Origin of the sequence: Moorella sp. E308F, from assembly GCF_006538365.1 — a bacterium.
Lineage (GTDB): Bacteria > Bacillota > DSM-521 > Neomoorellales > Neomoorellaceae > Neomoorella.
In genome coordinates, this window is sequence record NZ_BJKN01000003.1 from 222,809 (window position 1) to 238,347 (window position 15,539).

19 protein-coding genes are annotated in these 15,539 nt (G+C 54.6%); 13 read left to right on the plus strand and 6 right to left on the minus strand.

All coding sequences use genetic code 11. The features are described 5' to 3' along the window. The first annotated feature begins 55 nt into the window (after positions 1–55). From E308F_RS13800 to E308F_RS16310, 6 genes are all read left to right on the plus strand, one after another. Positions 56–691, plus strand: a complete 636-nt coding sequence (locus tag E308F_RS13800) for a helix-turn-helix transcriptional regulator (protein ID WP_141265496.1) — start codon at positions 56–58, stop codon at positions 689–691. Next, a complete protein-coding gene (locus E308F_RS13805) occupies positions 663–1,520 on the plus strand; it encodes a pyruvate, water dikinase regulatory protein (protein WP_141265497.1) in 858 nt (285 codons plus the stop codon). Before E308F_RS13800 ends, E308F_RS13805 begins: the two co-directional genes overlap by 29 nt. Then, complete coding sequence (gene ppdK, locus E308F_RS13810; protein WP_141265498.1) at positions 1,510–4,161, plus strand: pyruvate, phosphate dikinase; 2,652 nt, start codon at positions 1,510–1,512, stop codon at positions 4,159–4,161. The genes E308F_RS13805 and ppdK overlap by 11 nt, the downstream gene beginning before the upstream one ends. A gap of 123 nt (positions 4,162–4,284) precedes the next feature. Next, positions 4,285–5,136 carry a DeoR/GlpR family DNA-binding transcription regulator gene (locus tag E308F_RS13815; protein WP_172613406.1) on the plus strand — a complete coding sequence of 284 codons (852 nt, stop codon included), beginning with the start codon at positions 4,285–4,287 and terminating at the stop codon, positions 5,134–5,136. Then, on the plus strand, positions 5,126–5,728 hold the full coding sequence (locus E308F_RS13820) for an ABC transporter permease (RefSeq protein ID WP_253256387.1): 603 nt from the start codon (positions 5,126–5,128) through the stop codon (positions 5,726–5,728). The genes E308F_RS13815 and E308F_RS13820 overlap by 11 nt, the downstream gene beginning before the upstream one ends. A gap of 528 nt (positions 5,729–6,256) precedes the next feature. Next, positions 6,257–6,715 (plus strand): hypothetical protein, encoded by a 459-nt coding sequence (locus E308F_RS16310; RefSeq protein WP_216363816.1) that lies wholly within the window; start codon positions 6,257–6,259, stop codon positions 6,713–6,715. Between the two features lie 117 nt (positions 6,716–6,832). Here the strand turns inward: E308F_RS16310 and E308F_RS16315 are convergent, their stop codons facing one another. Further along, entirely contained in the window at positions 6,833–6,979 is a 147-nt protein-coding gene (locus E308F_RS16315) for a hypothetical protein (RefSeq protein ID WP_216363815.1), read from the minus strand. Between the two features lie 460 nt (positions 6,980–7,439). Here E308F_RS16315 and ilvB point away from each other — a divergent pair, with 460 nt between their 5' ends. The 3 genes from ilvB (at position 7,440) to garR (ending at position 10,930) form a co-directional block, all read left to right on the plus strand. Further along, a complete protein-coding gene (gene ilvB / locus E308F_RS13830; RefSeq protein ID WP_141265500.1) occupies positions 7,440–9,110 on the plus strand; it encodes a biosynthetic-type acetolactate synthase large subunit in 1,671 nt (556 codons plus the stop codon). Between the two features lie 90 nt (positions 9,111–9,200). Beyond that, positions 9,201–9,989 carry a hydroxypyruvate isomerase gene (gene hyi / locus E308F_RS13835; RefSeq protein ID WP_141265501.1) on the plus strand — a complete coding sequence of 263 codons (789 nt, stop codon included), beginning with the start codon at positions 9,201–9,203 and terminating at the stop codon, positions 9,987–9,989. A gap of 26 nt (positions 9,990–10,015) precedes the next feature. Continuing rightward, complete coding sequence (gene garR / locus E308F_RS13840; RefSeq protein ID WP_141265502.1) at positions 10,016–10,930, plus strand: 2-hydroxy-3-oxopropionate reductase; 915 nt, start codon at positions 10,016–10,018, stop codon at positions 10,928–10,930. Here garR and E308F_RS13845 read toward each other — a convergent pair. The 5 genes from E308F_RS13845 to E308F_RS13865 form a co-directional block, all read right to left on the minus strand. Continuing rightward, positions 10,894–11,277, minus strand: coding sequence for a carbonic anhydrase (locus E308F_RS13845; protein ID WP_141265503.1), 384 nt, complete (start codon positions 11,275–11,277; stop codon positions 10,894–10,896). The genes garR and E308F_RS13845 overlap by 37 nt on opposite strands. A gap of 21 nt (positions 11,278–11,298) precedes the next feature. Then, complete coding sequence (locus E308F_RS15975; RefSeq protein ID WP_172613959.1) at positions 11,299–11,454, minus strand: hypothetical protein; 156 nt, start codon at positions 11,452–11,454, stop codon at positions 11,299–11,301. A gap of 45 nt (positions 11,455–11,499) precedes the next feature. Next, complete coding sequence (locus E308F_RS13850) at positions 11,500–11,694, minus strand: hypothetical protein (RefSeq protein WP_141265504.1); 195 nt, start codon at positions 11,692–11,694, stop codon at positions 11,500–11,502. A 22-nt stretch (positions 11,695–11,716) separates the two neighbouring features. After that, positions 11,717–12,715 (minus strand): SDH family Clp fold serine proteinase, encoded by a 999-nt coding sequence (locus E308F_RS13855; RefSeq protein ID WP_141265505.1) that lies wholly within the window; start codon positions 12,713–12,715, stop codon positions 11,717–11,719. A gap of 335 nt (positions 12,716–13,050) precedes the next feature. Beyond that, positions 13,051–13,542 (minus strand): DUF523 domain-containing protein, encoded by a 492-nt coding sequence (locus E308F_RS13865; RefSeq protein ID WP_141265507.1) that lies wholly within the window; start codon positions 13,540–13,542, stop codon positions 13,051–13,053. A 116-nt stretch (positions 13,543–13,658) separates the two neighbouring features. On the opposite strand from E308F_RS13865, the gene E308F_RS13870 reads away from it, so the two are divergent. From E308F_RS13870 to E308F_RS13885, 4 genes are all read left to right on the plus strand, one after another. Further along, a complete protein-coding gene (locus E308F_RS13870) occupies positions 13,659–13,973 on the plus strand; it encodes a YbjQ family protein (RefSeq protein ID WP_141265508.1) in 315 nt (104 codons plus the stop codon). A gap of 21 nt (positions 13,974–13,994) precedes the next feature. After that, the gene (gene rnhA / locus E308F_RS13875) at positions 13,995–14,450 is read left to right on the plus strand and encodes a ribonuclease HI (protein ID WP_141265509.1); all 456 of its coding nucleotides are present in this window, start codon (positions 13,995–13,997) and stop codon (positions 14,448–14,450) included. Positions 14,451–14,571: 121 nt separating this feature from the next. Next, positions 14,572–14,730 carry a rubredoxin gene (rd, locus tag E308F_RS13880; protein WP_141265510.1) on the plus strand — a complete coding sequence of 53 codons (159 nt, stop codon included), beginning with the start codon at positions 14,572–14,574 and terminating at the stop codon, positions 14,728–14,730. A gap of 202 nt (positions 14,731–14,932) precedes the next feature. Then, complete coding sequence (locus E308F_RS13885) at positions 14,933–15,538, plus strand: flavodoxin family protein (RefSeq protein ID WP_141265511.1); 606 nt, start codon at positions 14,933–14,935, stop codon at positions 15,536–15,538. The last annotated feature ends 1 nt before the right edge of the window (position 15,539 follow it).

The following is a 15,539-nucleotide window of genomic DNA, read 5'->3' on the forward strand; positions in this document are numbered from 1 at the left end:
CATGTGGTATACATTACAAAGTATACAGGCTGGGGGCCGGGAGGAGGGGTAAAAGGTGCAGCTTTCCCCGCGGCAACAGCAGATAGTGGCCATAGTTAAACGTTCCGGGCCCATTACCAGCCAGCAGATTGCCGAGGAGTTAAACCTGACCCGCGCTGCCCTGCGTCCGGACCTGGCCGTCCTCACCATGTCCGGCATCCTGGAAGCCCGTCCGCGGGTAGGCTATTTTTTAAGTACTAAGCCTTCCCAGGCCCTGGTGGCTGAAGAGATCAAAAAGATTAAAGTGGGCGACGTCAAGGGGCTGCCGCGGGTCATCAGGGCCAATGCCTCGGTCTATGATGCCATCGTAAACATGTTTATCGAAGACGTCGGTACCCTGATGGTGGTCGACGAAGAAGGTCACCTGGAGGGGGTCATCTCCCGCAAGGATTTGCTGAAAGCCGCCATTGGCGGCGGTGACCTGCAAAAGATGCCGGTCTCGGTAGTTATGACGCGGATGCCCAACATTATCTGCACCACACCGGAAGAAACCGTCCTGACAGCAGCTCGCAAAATAATTGAACATGAGGTCGATGCCCTGCCGGTGGTCCGCCCGGTGGATGGGCAGGGGAAAAAATTAGAGGTAATAGGCCGCCTGACCAAGACGACCATTACCAGGCTGTTTGTCGAACTGGGTGAAGGCGGCCGCTAGGAAAGGAGGGTTTACCATCGGCGTTATCTACGTCATTTCCGATTCGTTAGGGGAAACGGCCGAATATGTGGCCCGGGCGGCGGCCAGCCAGTTTGACGGCGGCGAGCTAGACATCCGCCGGGTACCCTATGTGACCGACGCCGAGCACCTGGAAGAGGTCATCAACGAAGCGGCACAGGAACAGGGCGTTATTGCCTTTACCCTGGTCCTGCCAGAACTGAAAAAGCGGCTGCTGGAACTGGCGGCAGAGCGGGGTCTGACGGCCGTAGACCTGCTCGGCCCCCTGATGGATGCCATTGCCCGGGCGACGGGGGTGCAGCCGCGGCTGGAGCCGGGCCTCATCCGTCGTCTGGACGAGGATTATTTCCGCAAGATGGAGGCCATCGATTTTGCTGTTAAATATGACAACGGCAAGGATACCCGGGGCCTCTGCCATGCCGACCTGGTGCTTATCGGCGTTTCCCGGACTTCCAAGACGCCGGTGTGTATGTACCTGGCCCACAAGCGCCTGCGGGCCGCCAATCTCGCCCTGGTGCCCGAGGTGCCCCTGCCCGAAGAATTGCTTTCCCTCCCAGCGGAAAAGATAATAGGGCTGACCATAGATGCCGAAAAACTGTACCAGATTCGCCAGGAACGCTTGAAAACCTTGGGTTTGCCGGGGCAGGCCGACTACGCCACCCGGAGTCGTATTGAACAGGAACTGGCCTATGCCCGTAAAGTCATGGACCAGCTGGGCTGCCCGGTGATTGATGTTACCAATAAGGCCGTTGAAGAGACGGCCGGTAAAATACTCCAAATTTATTATCGGAGGGAAGGTTATGGCAAGTAAAAAGTATGTCTACCTGTTCAGCGAGGGTAGGGCCGACATGCGGCGCCTCCTCGGCGGTAAAGGCGCCAATCTCGCCGAGATGACCAACATCGGCCTGCCTGTGCCTCAGGGGATTACCATCACCTGCGAGGCCTGCAATGAATACAACCGCCTGGGCCAGCAGTTCCCGCCCGGTCTGGAGGAGGAAGTTGCCGCCCGCCTTAAAGACCTCGAGGCCATCAACGGCAAAAAGCTCGGCGACCCCGAGAATCCCCTGCTCGTCTCCGTCCGTTCCGGGGCGCCCGTATCCATGCCCGGCATGATGGACACCATCCTGAATCTGGGTTTAAACGACGAGTCGGTTAAGGGCCTGGCCGCCCAGACGGGTGACGAGCGCTTTGCCCTGGACTGTTACCGCCGCTTCATCCAGATGTTTGGCAATGTGGTTCTGGGAATCGAACATAACAATTTTGAAGCTGTCCTGGAAAAACATAAAGAGCGCCTGGGCGTCAAATTCGACAACGAGCTGACCCCGGAAGCGTTGCGGGGAGTTATTGCCGAGTACAAGGATGTCGTCAAGAGCCAAAGCGGCCGCGACTTCCCCCAGGACCCCCGGGAACAGCTCTACATGGCCATCCGTGCCGTCTTCAACTCCTGGAACAATCCGCGGGCCATCGTCTATCGCAAAATCAATAAGATTGCCGATGACCTGGGCACCGCCGTCAACATCCAGACCATGGTCTTCGGCAACATGGGTTCCACCAGCGGTACCGGCGTGGCCTTTACCCGCAACCCGGCCACGGGCGAGAAGGGCGTCTACGGCGAATACCTCATCAATGCCCAGGGCGAGGACGTGGTGGCCGGCATCCGCACTCCCAAACCCATCAGCACCCTGAAAGAAGAGATGCCGGAAGTTTACCGCCAGTTTGAAGATATCTGCCAGCTCCTGGAGAAACACTACCGCGACATGCAGGATATCGAATTTACCATTGAGAAAGGCAAGCTCTATATCCTCCAGACCCGCAACGGTAAGCGTACGGCGGCCGCGGCCGTTAAAATCGCCGTCGATATGGTGAACGAAGGCCTGATTACCAAAGAAGAAGCGGTCCTCCGCGTCGACGCCGATCAATTAGGCCAGCTCATGCATCGCCGCATCGACCCGAAGGCGAAACTCGAAGTGGTGGCCAAAGGCCTGCCGGCTTCTCCTGGCGCCGCCTGCGGCCAAGTGGTCTTCGACGCCGATGAAGCCGAAAAGATGGGCCTCGACGGTCAGAAGGTCATCCTGGTGCGTACCGAAACCACCCCGGACGATATCCACGGCATCGTCCAGGCCCAGGGCGTGCTCACGGCCCGGGGCGGCATGACCAGCCATGCAGCCGTGGTGGCCCGGGGCATGGGCAAACCGGCCGTCACCGGCTGCGACGCTATTAAAATTGACGTAGAAAACAAGCGCTTCTTTATCGGCGACCTGGTGGTTAAAGAAGGCGATCTCATCTCCATCGACGGTTCCACCGGTAACGTCATGCTGGGTGAGGTCCCCCTGATAGACCCGCAGCTGACCGGTGAATTTGAAACCATCCTGGAGTGGGCCGATTCTTTCCGCCGGCTCAAAGTTCGCGCCAATGCCGACACGCCGGAAGACGCCAAGAGGGCCCGGGAGTTCGGCGCCGAGGGCATTGGCCTCACCCGTACCGAGCACATGTTCATGCAGGTCGACCGGCTGCCCGTTGTCCAGGAGATGATCCTGGCTAAGACCAAAGAAGAACGAGAAGCGGCCCTGGCCAAGCTCCTGCCCATGCAGCAGGGCGACTTCTACGGCATCTTGAAGGCCATGGAGGGCCTGCCGGTGACCATCCGGCTCCTCGACCCGCCCCTGCACGAGTTCCTGCCCAATATTGAAGAGCTGCTGGTGGATGTCACCCGGCTGCAAGCGACAAACGGCGATCCCAAAGAGCTGGAAGAAAAACAGGCCCTCCTGCGCGAGGTGCGGGCGCGGCACGAATTTAACCCCATGCTGGGCCACCGCGGCTGCCGCCTGGGGATCACCTACCCGGAAATCTACGCCATGCAGGCCCGGGCCATTTTCCAGGCTGTCGCCCAGCTGGTAAAGGAAGGGATCAAGGTTCTGCCGGAAGTGGAGATCCCCCTGGTCATCCATGTCAACGAGTTAAAGCGCCTCCACGAACTGGTGGATGAAGTGGCCGCGGCTGTCAAGAAGGAGACGGGCGTTGACTTCGAGTACAAGGTCGGCACCATGATCGAAATGCCGCGCGCCTGCGCCACAGCCGATGAAATCGCCAGGGAAGCCGAGTTCTTCTCCTTCGGCACCAACGACCTCACCCAGACCACCTTCGGCTTCAGCCGTGACGACGCCGAAGGCAAGTTCCTGCACCAGTATGTGGACGAGAAGATCCTGAAAGAGGATCCCTTCATCGTCCTCGACTGCGACGGGGTGGGCAAATTCATGAAGATGGCCGTCGAACTGGGCCGCAGCACCAATCCCAAGCTGGAAGTCGGCATCTGCGGCGAGCACGGCGGCGAACCCAGCTCGGTGGAGTTCTGCCACCAGATCGGCCTGAACTACGTCAGCTGCTCACCCTTCCGGGTGCCGGTAGCGAGACTCGCCGCCGCTCAGGCCGCGTTGAAGGAAAAGAAGGACTAACTGGAACAAAAGGGAGAATAGTAGGAAAGGTAATATAGTAAAATTACAGGCTGCTGACTTTACACCGGTCGGCAGCCTTTTTTCGCACCTTAGCCTGAGCCTAAATTTTTTAAAAAAAATTTTATGAACCAGCAGGAGATGTTCGAAGTTTGGCGAATATGTTATAACAAAAGAACGATATCAAACAAAATAGCACATCATGGAGGCTTTATGATTTCCATCCAGCGCCGTAAAATCATTATCGATAAAATTAACTCAGGCATGCCCTTAAGCGTAAGCGAGCTCAGCCGGGAACTGGGCGTATCGCCAATGACCATCCGCCGGGATCTTAGCAGCCTGGAAAAAGAGGGCCTCCTCACCCGCACCCATGGAGGGGCGGTACCTGTTCGTGGCGGAAGTGCTGAAGAACCTTCATTCATAGAGAAAGTCAATAAATTTCCGGCTGAAAAGTTAGCAATTGCCCGTAAAGCTGCTGAGCTTATTGTAGATGGGGATACTATTCTACTTAATGCAGGTACTACCATTACTGCCCTAGCTCAACTACTAAAAGATCGCCATAACCTTACTGTTGTAACCAATACTGTCAATATTGCTATGGAACTGGCGCATAGTGAGGGCATCAACCTTGTGCTAACAGGTGGGAATATGCGTACTAAATCTTATGCCATGGTGGGTTCCCTCACTGAAAGAGTACTGCGTGAAATCCATGTCCAGAAGGCTTTTTTGGGTGTTAATGGCATAAGTATCGAGCATGGCCTTACAACACCCAATATGACCGAGGCCCATACAAATAGCTTAATGGTTGCTGCTGCTGACCAGGTGATAGTACTGGCCGATCATTCAAAAATTGGCCGGGTAACTTTATCACGCTTTGCACCTATTTCTGCAGTTAATACTCTAATTACCGACAGTAATGCTCCTCGTGACTTTATAGAAGAACTCACCCGACGGGGCATCCAGGTAATTGTTGCTTAAGGATGGTGCTGGCATTACGCTTGCTATGTTGAGTATAGCAAGGGGGTTTGCTTTCGTTTACACCCAGAGTAAACCTATTTTTGGCCTCCCTCAAAGTTTTAACTGGATTGGGCAGGGATATATTGGCCCTATCCCGGTTATCGTGTTGATTATGATTTTTTGTCTGGCTATAGCCCATATTGTCTTATCAAAAACCTGTTTTGGACGTTATATTTATGCCATTGGTAGCAACGAAGAAGTTGCTAAATTATGCGGTATTAATGTTGCTCGGGTGAAGTTTATTGTTTATGTAATCAGTGGCGTCCTTTCTTCCCTGGGCGGAGTTGTTCTGGCATCGCGTTTAGCAACAGGGCAACCAGCTGCTGCCAGCGGCTATGAATTAAATGCTATTGCAGCGGTTGTTCTGGGAGGTACCAGTCTTTCGGGAGGTAAAGGCGGTATTGGCAAAACCATTATCGGTATTATGACTATTGGTGTGATTAATAACGGTTTAAGCCTGCTGCGCATATCTTCCTATTGGCAATCCATTACCATGGGTTTAATCATTATGATTGCCGTAATACTGGATAAAATAAATACCCGCAAGAAGTGAGGAATGAAGATGTGGCATGCTGGTAGATAGCTGCTACGGTACCGGCCCCGTCAGTCAAGACATAGAAACGTTGAAGTAATATCCCCGGTGGTCGAAGCCAGAAACCCCCAAAGGATTTCTCAAAAAGAGCGATTTCTAGATAGACCTAAAAGTCCAAACCTGCCCTGTCTGCCCGGGCATCAAGCCGTAAAAGTACGCCGCAACCACAAAACCAATGAGCTCAAAGCCTTTGACTTCTCTAAAAGGCGAATACCGCCGGCATCGTCCGGCCATAGAACGAAAGCAAGCCTAGATGGTGCTCCATGGGGGTCCGTAAAGCCCGCTCCTTCGGTCTGGCTAAAGTCCGGCTACAAATACTCTTTGTAGCAGCTACTATTTTAACTACAAGCGTTTAATCAAAAATCTAGGAGAAGGCGGCAGGCGCCATAAAAACCAAAAATCAATGCCTAAGGTAATAACGGTTGGTGAGATCCTGCACCTGAAATTCCAGTTAATAGAGACCTGGCTCTTCTTGAGTATACCAGGAAATTGATTCTTGAGGAAAAAGACATCAAACGGCGAGCCGACAGCCTGTCGGTAGCCATATCAGTCGCGGAACGTTATTTTGATAGGGAAATTTTGCTCAATATCTTCCGGGAGGAATTTAAAATGCTGCTCAAAGAATCCAGCTTTGTCCAGGAATGGTATAATGAAGGCTTACAAAAAGGCCTTAGGGATGGCATGGAAAAAGGTTTAGCAGAAGGCCTGGAAAGAGGGCTGGAAAGAGGCCTCGAAAAAGGATTGGTAAAGGGCCTGGAAAAGGGCAGGATTGAGGCATTAAGGGATAGTATCCTTGAGGTCCTGGAAGAACGTTTTGGCGTCCTGCGATCTGGTATTGGCAAGAAGCTGGAGGAAATAGATGATTCGGCTGCACTGAAGTCATTATTCAAAATGAGCCTCAAGGTGAATTCCCTGGAGGAATTTGAAAAAATTCTTGGCCAGGTTTAGAAAAAGCGTCGGCAGGGCTCTTCCAGAATTCTGCTGCTGCTAACCGGTCAATTATCAAGTCTTCTACCCCGATTATATAAACCTCCAGGCCGTTTATTTCCACCGTCGTCAACTTATCTAAAGAACCGTCCAGGTATTCGTCGGGTATTTCCAGTGCCAGGTCCAGCTCTTCGTGATACCAGTGCCGCTCACCGGGCCGGTGTAAAAACCCATTCTTGCAAGAACAGCCCTGGCCTGCTCCCTGCCGTTGATGACCAGGTCCATGTCTTTGGTTGCATATCTACCTAAAGTGTAAAATTCCAGCGCCCGCCCGCCTACCAGAATGGTTTTTATAACTAAAGGTTTAAGGGCTGCCGTTAAAACAGCCAGTACCCCCAGGATTTAAAGGGTCCAGCATTGCCGCTAAATCTTTATCCATTCCATCTAAATTTTATGAATGCATATGGTAAATATTGTCAACCATTCTTGAACACATGCGTGAAAAAGTAACCCATAATGTGCAAATTTTAACAACTAACCGGTCTGACCGGGGCGATGAAAAGACGGATTTTGAGGATAAATTGTATTCCTTATACCCCTCCGTTCCCTTCCTGCCGCTTAAAGCAAGCCAGGCACGCTTTCAAACGGCCAGGATGACTTTTGGCGGCCAAAGCCTTTATTTTTTATGGTATACCATTTAAAATAGAGGCTCAAGAGGGTAGTATACGGATGGGGGGTAAGTGTAATGCTTGTGGCTGAAGTTCTCATAAAAATATTGGAAAGCGAAGGCGTTGAGGCCGCTTTTGGGATACCGGGTGCCAGCATTACGCCGGTGTATAAGTATTTGGCCCGGTCTGAAAAAATAAGGCATTACACGGCAAGACATGAAGAGGGTGCAGCCCATGCCGCCGACGGCTACACCAGGGCCAGCGGGAAGATCGCCTGCTGTATTGTTACCTCAGGACCCGGGGCGACCAACCTGGTTACAGGGCTGTACAACGCACAAATAGATTCCATACCCATGGTGGCGATCACCGGCCAGAATACCCGTTCCCAGCTTGGTAAAGAGGCTTTCCAGTGCGTCGATATAGTAAGTACGGTACGGCCTTATGTTAAAGGCGCCTGGTGCATTACCGAACCGGCCAGGGCGCCGGGTATCATCAGAGAGGCTTTCCGCGTCGCCAGGTCGGGTAGGCCGGGTCCTGTCCTTATCGACTTACCCCTGGATGTTCAGACAACTGATATACCATATGATCCGGAGCTGGACGCTCCCCTGCCATGGGATAAGCCTAAACCGCATCCCAGACAGATTGAAAAGGCTGTAGAGATGATTTTAGCCAGCAAATCCCCCATTATCCTTGCCGGCGGCGGGGTGATCATAGCAGGAGCTACCAGGGAGCTTTTAGAGTTAGCCGAGTACCTTTCTTTGCCAGTTGTAACTACCTATATGGGCAAGGGCAGCATGCCTCCGGACCACCCTCTTTACTGCGGCCAGGTAGGGATCCAGTGCAATACACCGTTCGGCAACAAAGCCTTCCTGGAATCTGACCTGGTTTTGGGCATCGGGTGCAGGTTTAATGACCGGCATACAGGTAACGTTGATATCTATACCCGGGGGCGAAAGTTTATCCATATCGATATAGAACCAACCCAGATAGGGCGCATCGTCAGCACCGATCTGGGCATAGTCGCAGATGCCAGGTTGGCACTGGCGGCGCTGCTGGAAGTTGCGAAAGCGAAAACCAGGAAAAGAATTCCCCGGGGCTGGGTAGCCGGGATACCGGAGCTCAGGGCACAAACCGAGCGCCGGCTGCAATTCGATAATGTTCCCATTAAGCCTCAGAGGGTGTTTCACGAAATAAACGAATTGTTGGGCGAAGACACGATTTTTACGGTCGGCTGCGGCGTTGTTCAGATATGGTCGGGGCAATTCCAGAAAATATGGCGGCCCAGGTACTACCTCCCCTCGGGGGGAGCGGGGACGCTGGGTTATGAAATCCCGGCGGCCGTAGGTGCCAAAATAGCGAATCCTGATGCCCGGGTTTGTGCCATCGTAGGTGACGGCGGCTTTACCTTTCAGGGCGAAGCCCTGGCCATGGCCTGCCAGTATGGTGTTCCAATTATAGTCGTAATAGTGAACAACGGCTACCTGGGCCTTATCCGCCAGAACCAGGCCCAGAATTATGGCTATGAATATGCCGTAGACCTGTGGTACGGCGACGGGAAAATAGATTTTGTCCGGGTTGCGGAAGGATACGGTGCCAGGGGAGAGAGGGTAACGCGACCGGAGGAGATAAAACCGGCGCTGGAAAGGGCAATGCACGCCGACATACCTTATGTGCTTGATATAATTGTAGAGAGAACAACACTTTGCTCCATGGGTACCAGCATTGACGCCATCCAGGAATACGAATAATAAACAGCCGGGAGGTGATCGTCCGGGAAATAATACGGGTACACCGGCCGTTATATTGTAAAAGTTACTTTGCACAGGAGGAATGTTTTTATGCCGAAGTTCGCCGCCAATTTAACGATGCTGTTTACCGAACTGCCCTTCCTGGAACGCTTTAATGCTGCCCGTAAAGCCGGGTTTAGAGCGGTGGAGTTCCTTTTCCCCTATGAATATGCCATAAACGACATCAAAAGTTTACTTATCGAAAATAACCTCCAGGCGGTACTTTTCAACCTTCCCGCCGGCGATTGGGCAGCCGGGGAGCGGGGCATTGCCGCCGACCCCGGGCGCAAGGAAGAGTTCCGCGCCGGCGTCAGGCAGGCAGTCGAGTGGGCCGACCAACTCAATGTCCCGCGTTTGAACTGCCTGGCAGGCAAAATGAACCAGGCTTTTTCCCGGGAAGAGCACTGGCAGACGCTGATAGAAAACGTCCGCTATGCAGCGCAGGCCCTGGCCGGAAACGATTTAAAGCTGATGATAGAACCCATCAATCATTATGACGTTCCAGGCTTTTTCCTTAATACCACGCGCCAGGCCCTGCAACTGATCAATGAAGTAAACATGCCCAATGTCTACCTGCAATATGACCTTTACCATGCTCAGAAGGAAGAAGGTAATTTAACGGTTACCTTGCGCGAAAACATTCAAAGGGTAGGACACATCCAGATAGCCGACAATCCCGGCAGGCATCAACCCGGTACCGGCGAAATAAATTATCCATTCTTGCTGCGAGAAATTGATAACCTGGGGTATGAAGGCTACGTATCCCTGGAATATATTCCCGAGCCGGATACTCTAAATTCTTTAGGCTGGATCACAGCTTATGGGTACAACTTGGAGTAAATTTTTGAAAAAAGGGGTAGAGAGTAATGAGCAAAATCGGGTTTATTGGTCTCGGTATAATGGGCAAGCCCATGAGCAAAAACCTCATCAGGGCAGGCTACCAGCTGGTTGTTTATGACATCGTTGAAGAGGCCGTCGCCGAGGTAGTTGCAGCCGGGGCGGAACCCGCCGGTTCTCCCCGGGAGGTAGCTGAACGCTGCGACAAATTTATTACCATGCTCCCTAATTCGCCCCAGGTAAAGGAAGTGGCCCTGGGAGACAACGGGATAATCGAAAGCGCGCGGCCGGGTTCTATCCTTATCGATATGAGCTCCATAGACCCCATGGTTACCAGGGAAATTGCCGCCAGGTTAAAGGAAAAAGGCATAAGGATGCTGGATGCACCGGTCAGCGGGGGCGAGCCGAAAGCCATAGACGGCACTTTGTCGATTATGGTGGGAGGACGGCAGGAAGATTTTGATGAATGCTATGATATTTTAAAGGCCATGGGGGCCTCGGTGGTAAGGGTCGGCGATATCGGCGCCGGTAATGTAACCAAACTGGCCAACCAGATCATTGTTGCCCTGAACATTGCCGCCATGTCCGAGGCCCTGGTCCTGGCCACCAAAGCCGGAGTGGACCCGGACCTCGTCTACCAGGCTATCCGCGGCGGGCTGGCGGGGAGTACCGTCCTGGATGCCAAAGCCCCCCTGGTAATGGCAAGAAAATTTAATCCCGGTTTCCGGATCAACCTGCACATCAAAGACCTGGCCAACGCCCTGGCTGCCGGGCACGAGGTCGGAGTACCCCTGCCCCTGACCGCGGCAGTCATGGAAATCCTCCAGGCCCTCAAGGTCGACGGCCTGGGTGATGCCGACCATGGCGCCATCATCCGCTTTTATGAGAAACTGGCCCAGGTGGAGTGTCACCCGTCCAATTCCACCATACGGCCGTCCAGGTAGAGAAAGGCAAGGTATACTTTCAGTTCCGGGTGGCGTTCTTTTAATATCCTGGCAGCCGCTTCCATATCCCGGCGCTGGCGGGCCAGCTGCTCTTCTACGGGCAGGTGGCCCAAATTGTAAGCGCCGCAGTCTTCATGGTGAATTAAATATACTTCTTTTATGTGATGGAGCCGGTAAGAATCCTCGACCAGATTTATTTTACCCTCACTGAGGAAATTGCGGCTGGCGCCGGGAAGGGACAGATAATCATACTTCCCGGTCAACCCTTTTTCCCGCAACCAATCAGCAACAGCAGCCTGAATGCGGAAATCCATGCAGGTTAAAACACAGGCCTGGCAGCCAGCCATGCTAGTATACCACCTACCCCTTCAATTATAAATCATGCTTCCAAAGCATAAAACCCCTTTGCCGTCCCCGGAACCCGGCCGGAAGATGTCCGGGTAGAGATCCGCCAGCAGGCCCTGGAAATTGAAGGCAAAGCTTCCCTGCCTGATGGCGGCCGGTACGTCTACCGCAGCTCCCACGTCCCAACTCTCACTTCTCACATTATAAAAACAGCAGCAGCTGGTCTAAAAAGGCCAGCTGCTGCTGTTTTCCTGGTCGTCCCGGACGACCAGGTAGCTGTCTCCGGCAGGAGCCCCGAAGGCGGCCGGGTAAGCTGAAGAGGTCGTCAGGGCGCGGTAGGGATTGCGGGCCGGAATGAAGCGGATATTGGGGCGGGCCCGGATGGGCTCCGGGGAAGTTAAGGAATCTAGTCCGGCCATTGCCTCTTCTTTACACTTCCTTTCAAATCAGCTGGCGCCAGCCCTGGCGGGAAAAGGTGACGTTGACCGGCGGTGCTCCTTCCCGGGGCTGGCTTTCCCTGGTGATGGTGCCGTTAAAAACGAAGGCATCCAGGCAGGGGATACTTTCAATAATGCCGCCGGTGGCCTCAAACTCCACCGAGTATTCCTGGGGTTTTAAGAGGGCGGCCGGGTTAAAGGGTTCCAGGAGCTTTAAATCAGCTTCATAATCCAGGTAGAGCTGCCACATGAGCATTTCCAGCCCTGGCGAGGGCCGGGTGACATGAAGCTTAATGTCCTCTACGGCCTCCCGCCGGGAGATCATGTGGTTGTGGGCATAGAGCCTCTCCGTAAGGTTCTTGATGATATCCTCTACGCGGTCGCGCTCATCTACCGGCATGTGCAGCTCCAGCAGCTTCCTGGCCAGAGAGCGGATCAGGGCGTAGTTGCGGTGCACGTTGCCCAGGGCCAGGGGATGAACTTTGTCCACCAGGCGGTTAAATACCACAGACAGGCTCCCTTCACTTTCCAGGCCGGCAATCTCCCGGGCCAGGGAAAAGTAGGCCATGACGTCTTCCACGCTGACCGGCAGGCGGGCGACCGGATTGGCCGGGTCCTCCGGGTTAAAGGCATTGGCCACGCTGGGGTCGATGGGTCCCAGCTCGCCCAGGGGCCCCATGAGAATCTCATCGGCCCCCAGGCAGAGGAGGGTGCCGGCGCTGGCGGCGCGGAAGGGCACCAGGACGCTAAGGTGGGGAGTAAACTCCCGCAGCAGGTTCACCAAGCGCCAGGGGGTCAGGACATCGCCGCCGCGGGTATAGAGGAAGAGATCAAGCCGGGGCCGCGGCCCCAGAGCCAGGAGGTGGCGGTAAAAAACCCGGATAACGTCGGGAGCTATGCGGGTGCCCAGGTTTTCCCGGTCGCCGGTAAAATAGCAGATAATGGCCGCCTGGCGCTCAGCTTCGATCTGTTCTAAAAGCGGCAGCCGCTCGGCCCTTCCCATGGGTATCGCCCTCCCAAGGCGGGGTCAAAGATAGTATTTCCCGCCGGGAGATGAAAAACACCATCGTTGCTCCTTAACCCGTGAGTTGTTATACTATATGTAATACAAGAAAGGAGTGGTAGGTCATGGATAGTATTTCCGGCAGGGTTTCCAAAATGACAGCTGTAAGATTACCTTTAAAGGTTATTCATAAAGGGTACTCTCTATCCATCGCCGACGTAACTAACGCTGCTCTGGCCATTTCGAGGAAGCTAGTTTTGGTTACGCGAAATACAAAACACTATCCCTTTGAACAACTCCTGATTAAGAGCTGGTAAAGGAAAAAGCTGTACCAGTCATGGAATAATGTCCCCACTACCGCATTTCTTAACTTTAGAAGCAAACTCCCCCTCACTGATCACCCTGAACCCCTGCTCCCGGAGGAGCGCCGTTGTAACACCGGGGCCGGGACGGGTAGTGCCGGTAAAGGTGCCGTCATAGATTAATTTGCTGCCGCACGAGGGGCTCTTTTCTTTTAACACCACCAGTTCCGCCCCGATTTCCCGGGCCTTTGTCAGGGTGGCTGCCGCGCCGCGGAGGAAGGCAGCCGTCACATCCCGGCCCTCTTTATCCACCACCCGAGCCCTGCCGGCCAGGACATCATACCCGTCACCGCCCCGGATTTCTGCCGGCGACCGGGGGATGGTTAAGCCTCCCAGGGCTTCCGGGCAGGCAGGCACGGCCTTGCCCCGGCGCACCAGCTCGGCGATGGCCGGGACCAGGTTGTGGCCGCCGCTGTATTTACACTTCTCGCCCGCCAGGCAGGCACTGACCAGGATCTTTTCCACGAAACATCACCCGCTGTCAATTTTAACTGTATTCTAAGGTACAAGTCAAATTGCCGGCTTACACCATAAGCAATATATGGTAAAATGATATCAATGCCTGAAGGGAGGAAGCAGTTATGATCATTACGACAACAAATACAATTGAAGGTCACCAGATTCGGGAATACTTGGGGATAGTGGCCGGCGAGGCCATTATGGGAGCCAATATCGTCCGCGATCTTTTTGCCAGCATTACCGATATTGTGGGCGGCCGCTCGGGAGCCTATGAAGAAAAGCTGGCCCAGGCCAGGGAAATCGCCTTAAGGGAAATGGCCGACAAGGCCAGACGCCTGGGCGGGGATGCCGTGGTGGGCGTCGACATCGACTATGAGGTAGTAAGGGAAGGTATGCTTATGGTTACCGCCGCCGGCACGGCCGTGAGGCTGGAGTAATCCGTGAGGCTGAAATAATCAATGAAAGAAGTTACCATCTACACCGACGGCGCCTGTTCCGGCAACCCCGGCCCCGGGGGATGGGGCGCCGTCCTGATCTACGGCGATAAACGTAAAGAGATTTCCGGGGCCGAGGCCCATACCACCAACCAGCGCATGGAGATCAGCGCGGCCATCGCCGCTTTGAAGGCTCTAAAGGAGCCCTGCCGGGTGCTCCTTTACAGCGACAGCGCCTATCTCGTCAACGCCTTTCGCCAGGGGTGGCTGGATCGCTGGCAGAGGAACGGCTGGCTGACGGCCAAAAAAGAACCGGTGGAAAACCAGGACCTGTGGCGGGAGCTGCTGCAGCTGGCGTCCCGGCACCAGGTGGAATGGTTAAAGGTGAAGGGCCACAGCGACAATGCCGAAAACAACCGCTGCGACGAACTGGCCCGGGCCGCAATTAGGCGGCTACTGAAGCAGGAAATTCCATCTTGATAGCGAATAATAATAGTCATATTAATTCTCGCCGGCGCCCCTGGCGTTGCCTGTTCACTCCGGGCAAGGCGCCTGCTGGTCTTTTACCTGTGACTGCGAGTATATGAAAGGAGGGCCTCTAATGGCCAAATGGTCCTGTTTAGCCTGCGGCTATGTCTATGACCCCCAGGAAGGGGACCCGGCCGGCGGCATTGCCCCGGGGACGGCCTTTGAAGACTTGCCGGGGGACTGGGCCTGCCCTAACTGCGGCCTGGGCAAAGAGAACTTTGAACCCCTGTAGCAGGTTACGGGCGGCGCTGCCAGCGCCGCTTTAAATATATCAGGACGGCTTTATTGCCGTCCGCAAACACCGGGCTCCAGTTTTGGCACCAGATTAAGCAGGAGAAGGGGCTTTGGCGGCGAACAAAATATAAACTGCCCGGGGTAGTGGAACTGAAGGAGCACACTAAGGCAAGGAATATCCAGCAAAGGGGAAATTGGTTATGTTAATTGTCGGTATTAACGGCAGCCCTAAGAAAGAAGGCAATACCGCCTTCCTGGTGCGGGAAGGGCTGGCGGCGGCCGCTGCCGCCGGGGCGGAGACGGCCCTTATCCACATTGCCGATGCCCTTGCCGACCAGAAAATCCCTTACTGCACCCAGTGCAGCAGCCCCTGCCAGGGAGCCTGTTCCCGCAATAACCGCCTGGGTGAAGCCTTCGACCTCCTGCGGCGGGCCGACGGGGTCCTCATAGGCAGCCCGGTTTACTTCGGCAGTGTCTCGGCCCAGCTCAAGGCCTTCTGGGATAAAGGCCGTATCTTACGCAAAGAAAAAGCCCTGTATAACGTCGTTGGCGCCGGGGTTACTGTGGGCGGCAGCCGCTTTGGCGGCCAGGAAACGACCCTCAAAGCCCTTTTTGACATGATGCTTATCCAGGGCATGATGATTGTCGGCGACGGCTTCTTCGAGGCCGACTGCGGCCATCAGGGCAGCTGCGGCCAGGCCCCGGCCGGGAACGACGATTTTGCCGTCGCCAGGGTCCGCCTCACGGGTAAGCGCCTGGCCGAGGTAGCTGCGGCCACCATGACCTTACGCCGTCACCGCGGTTAGG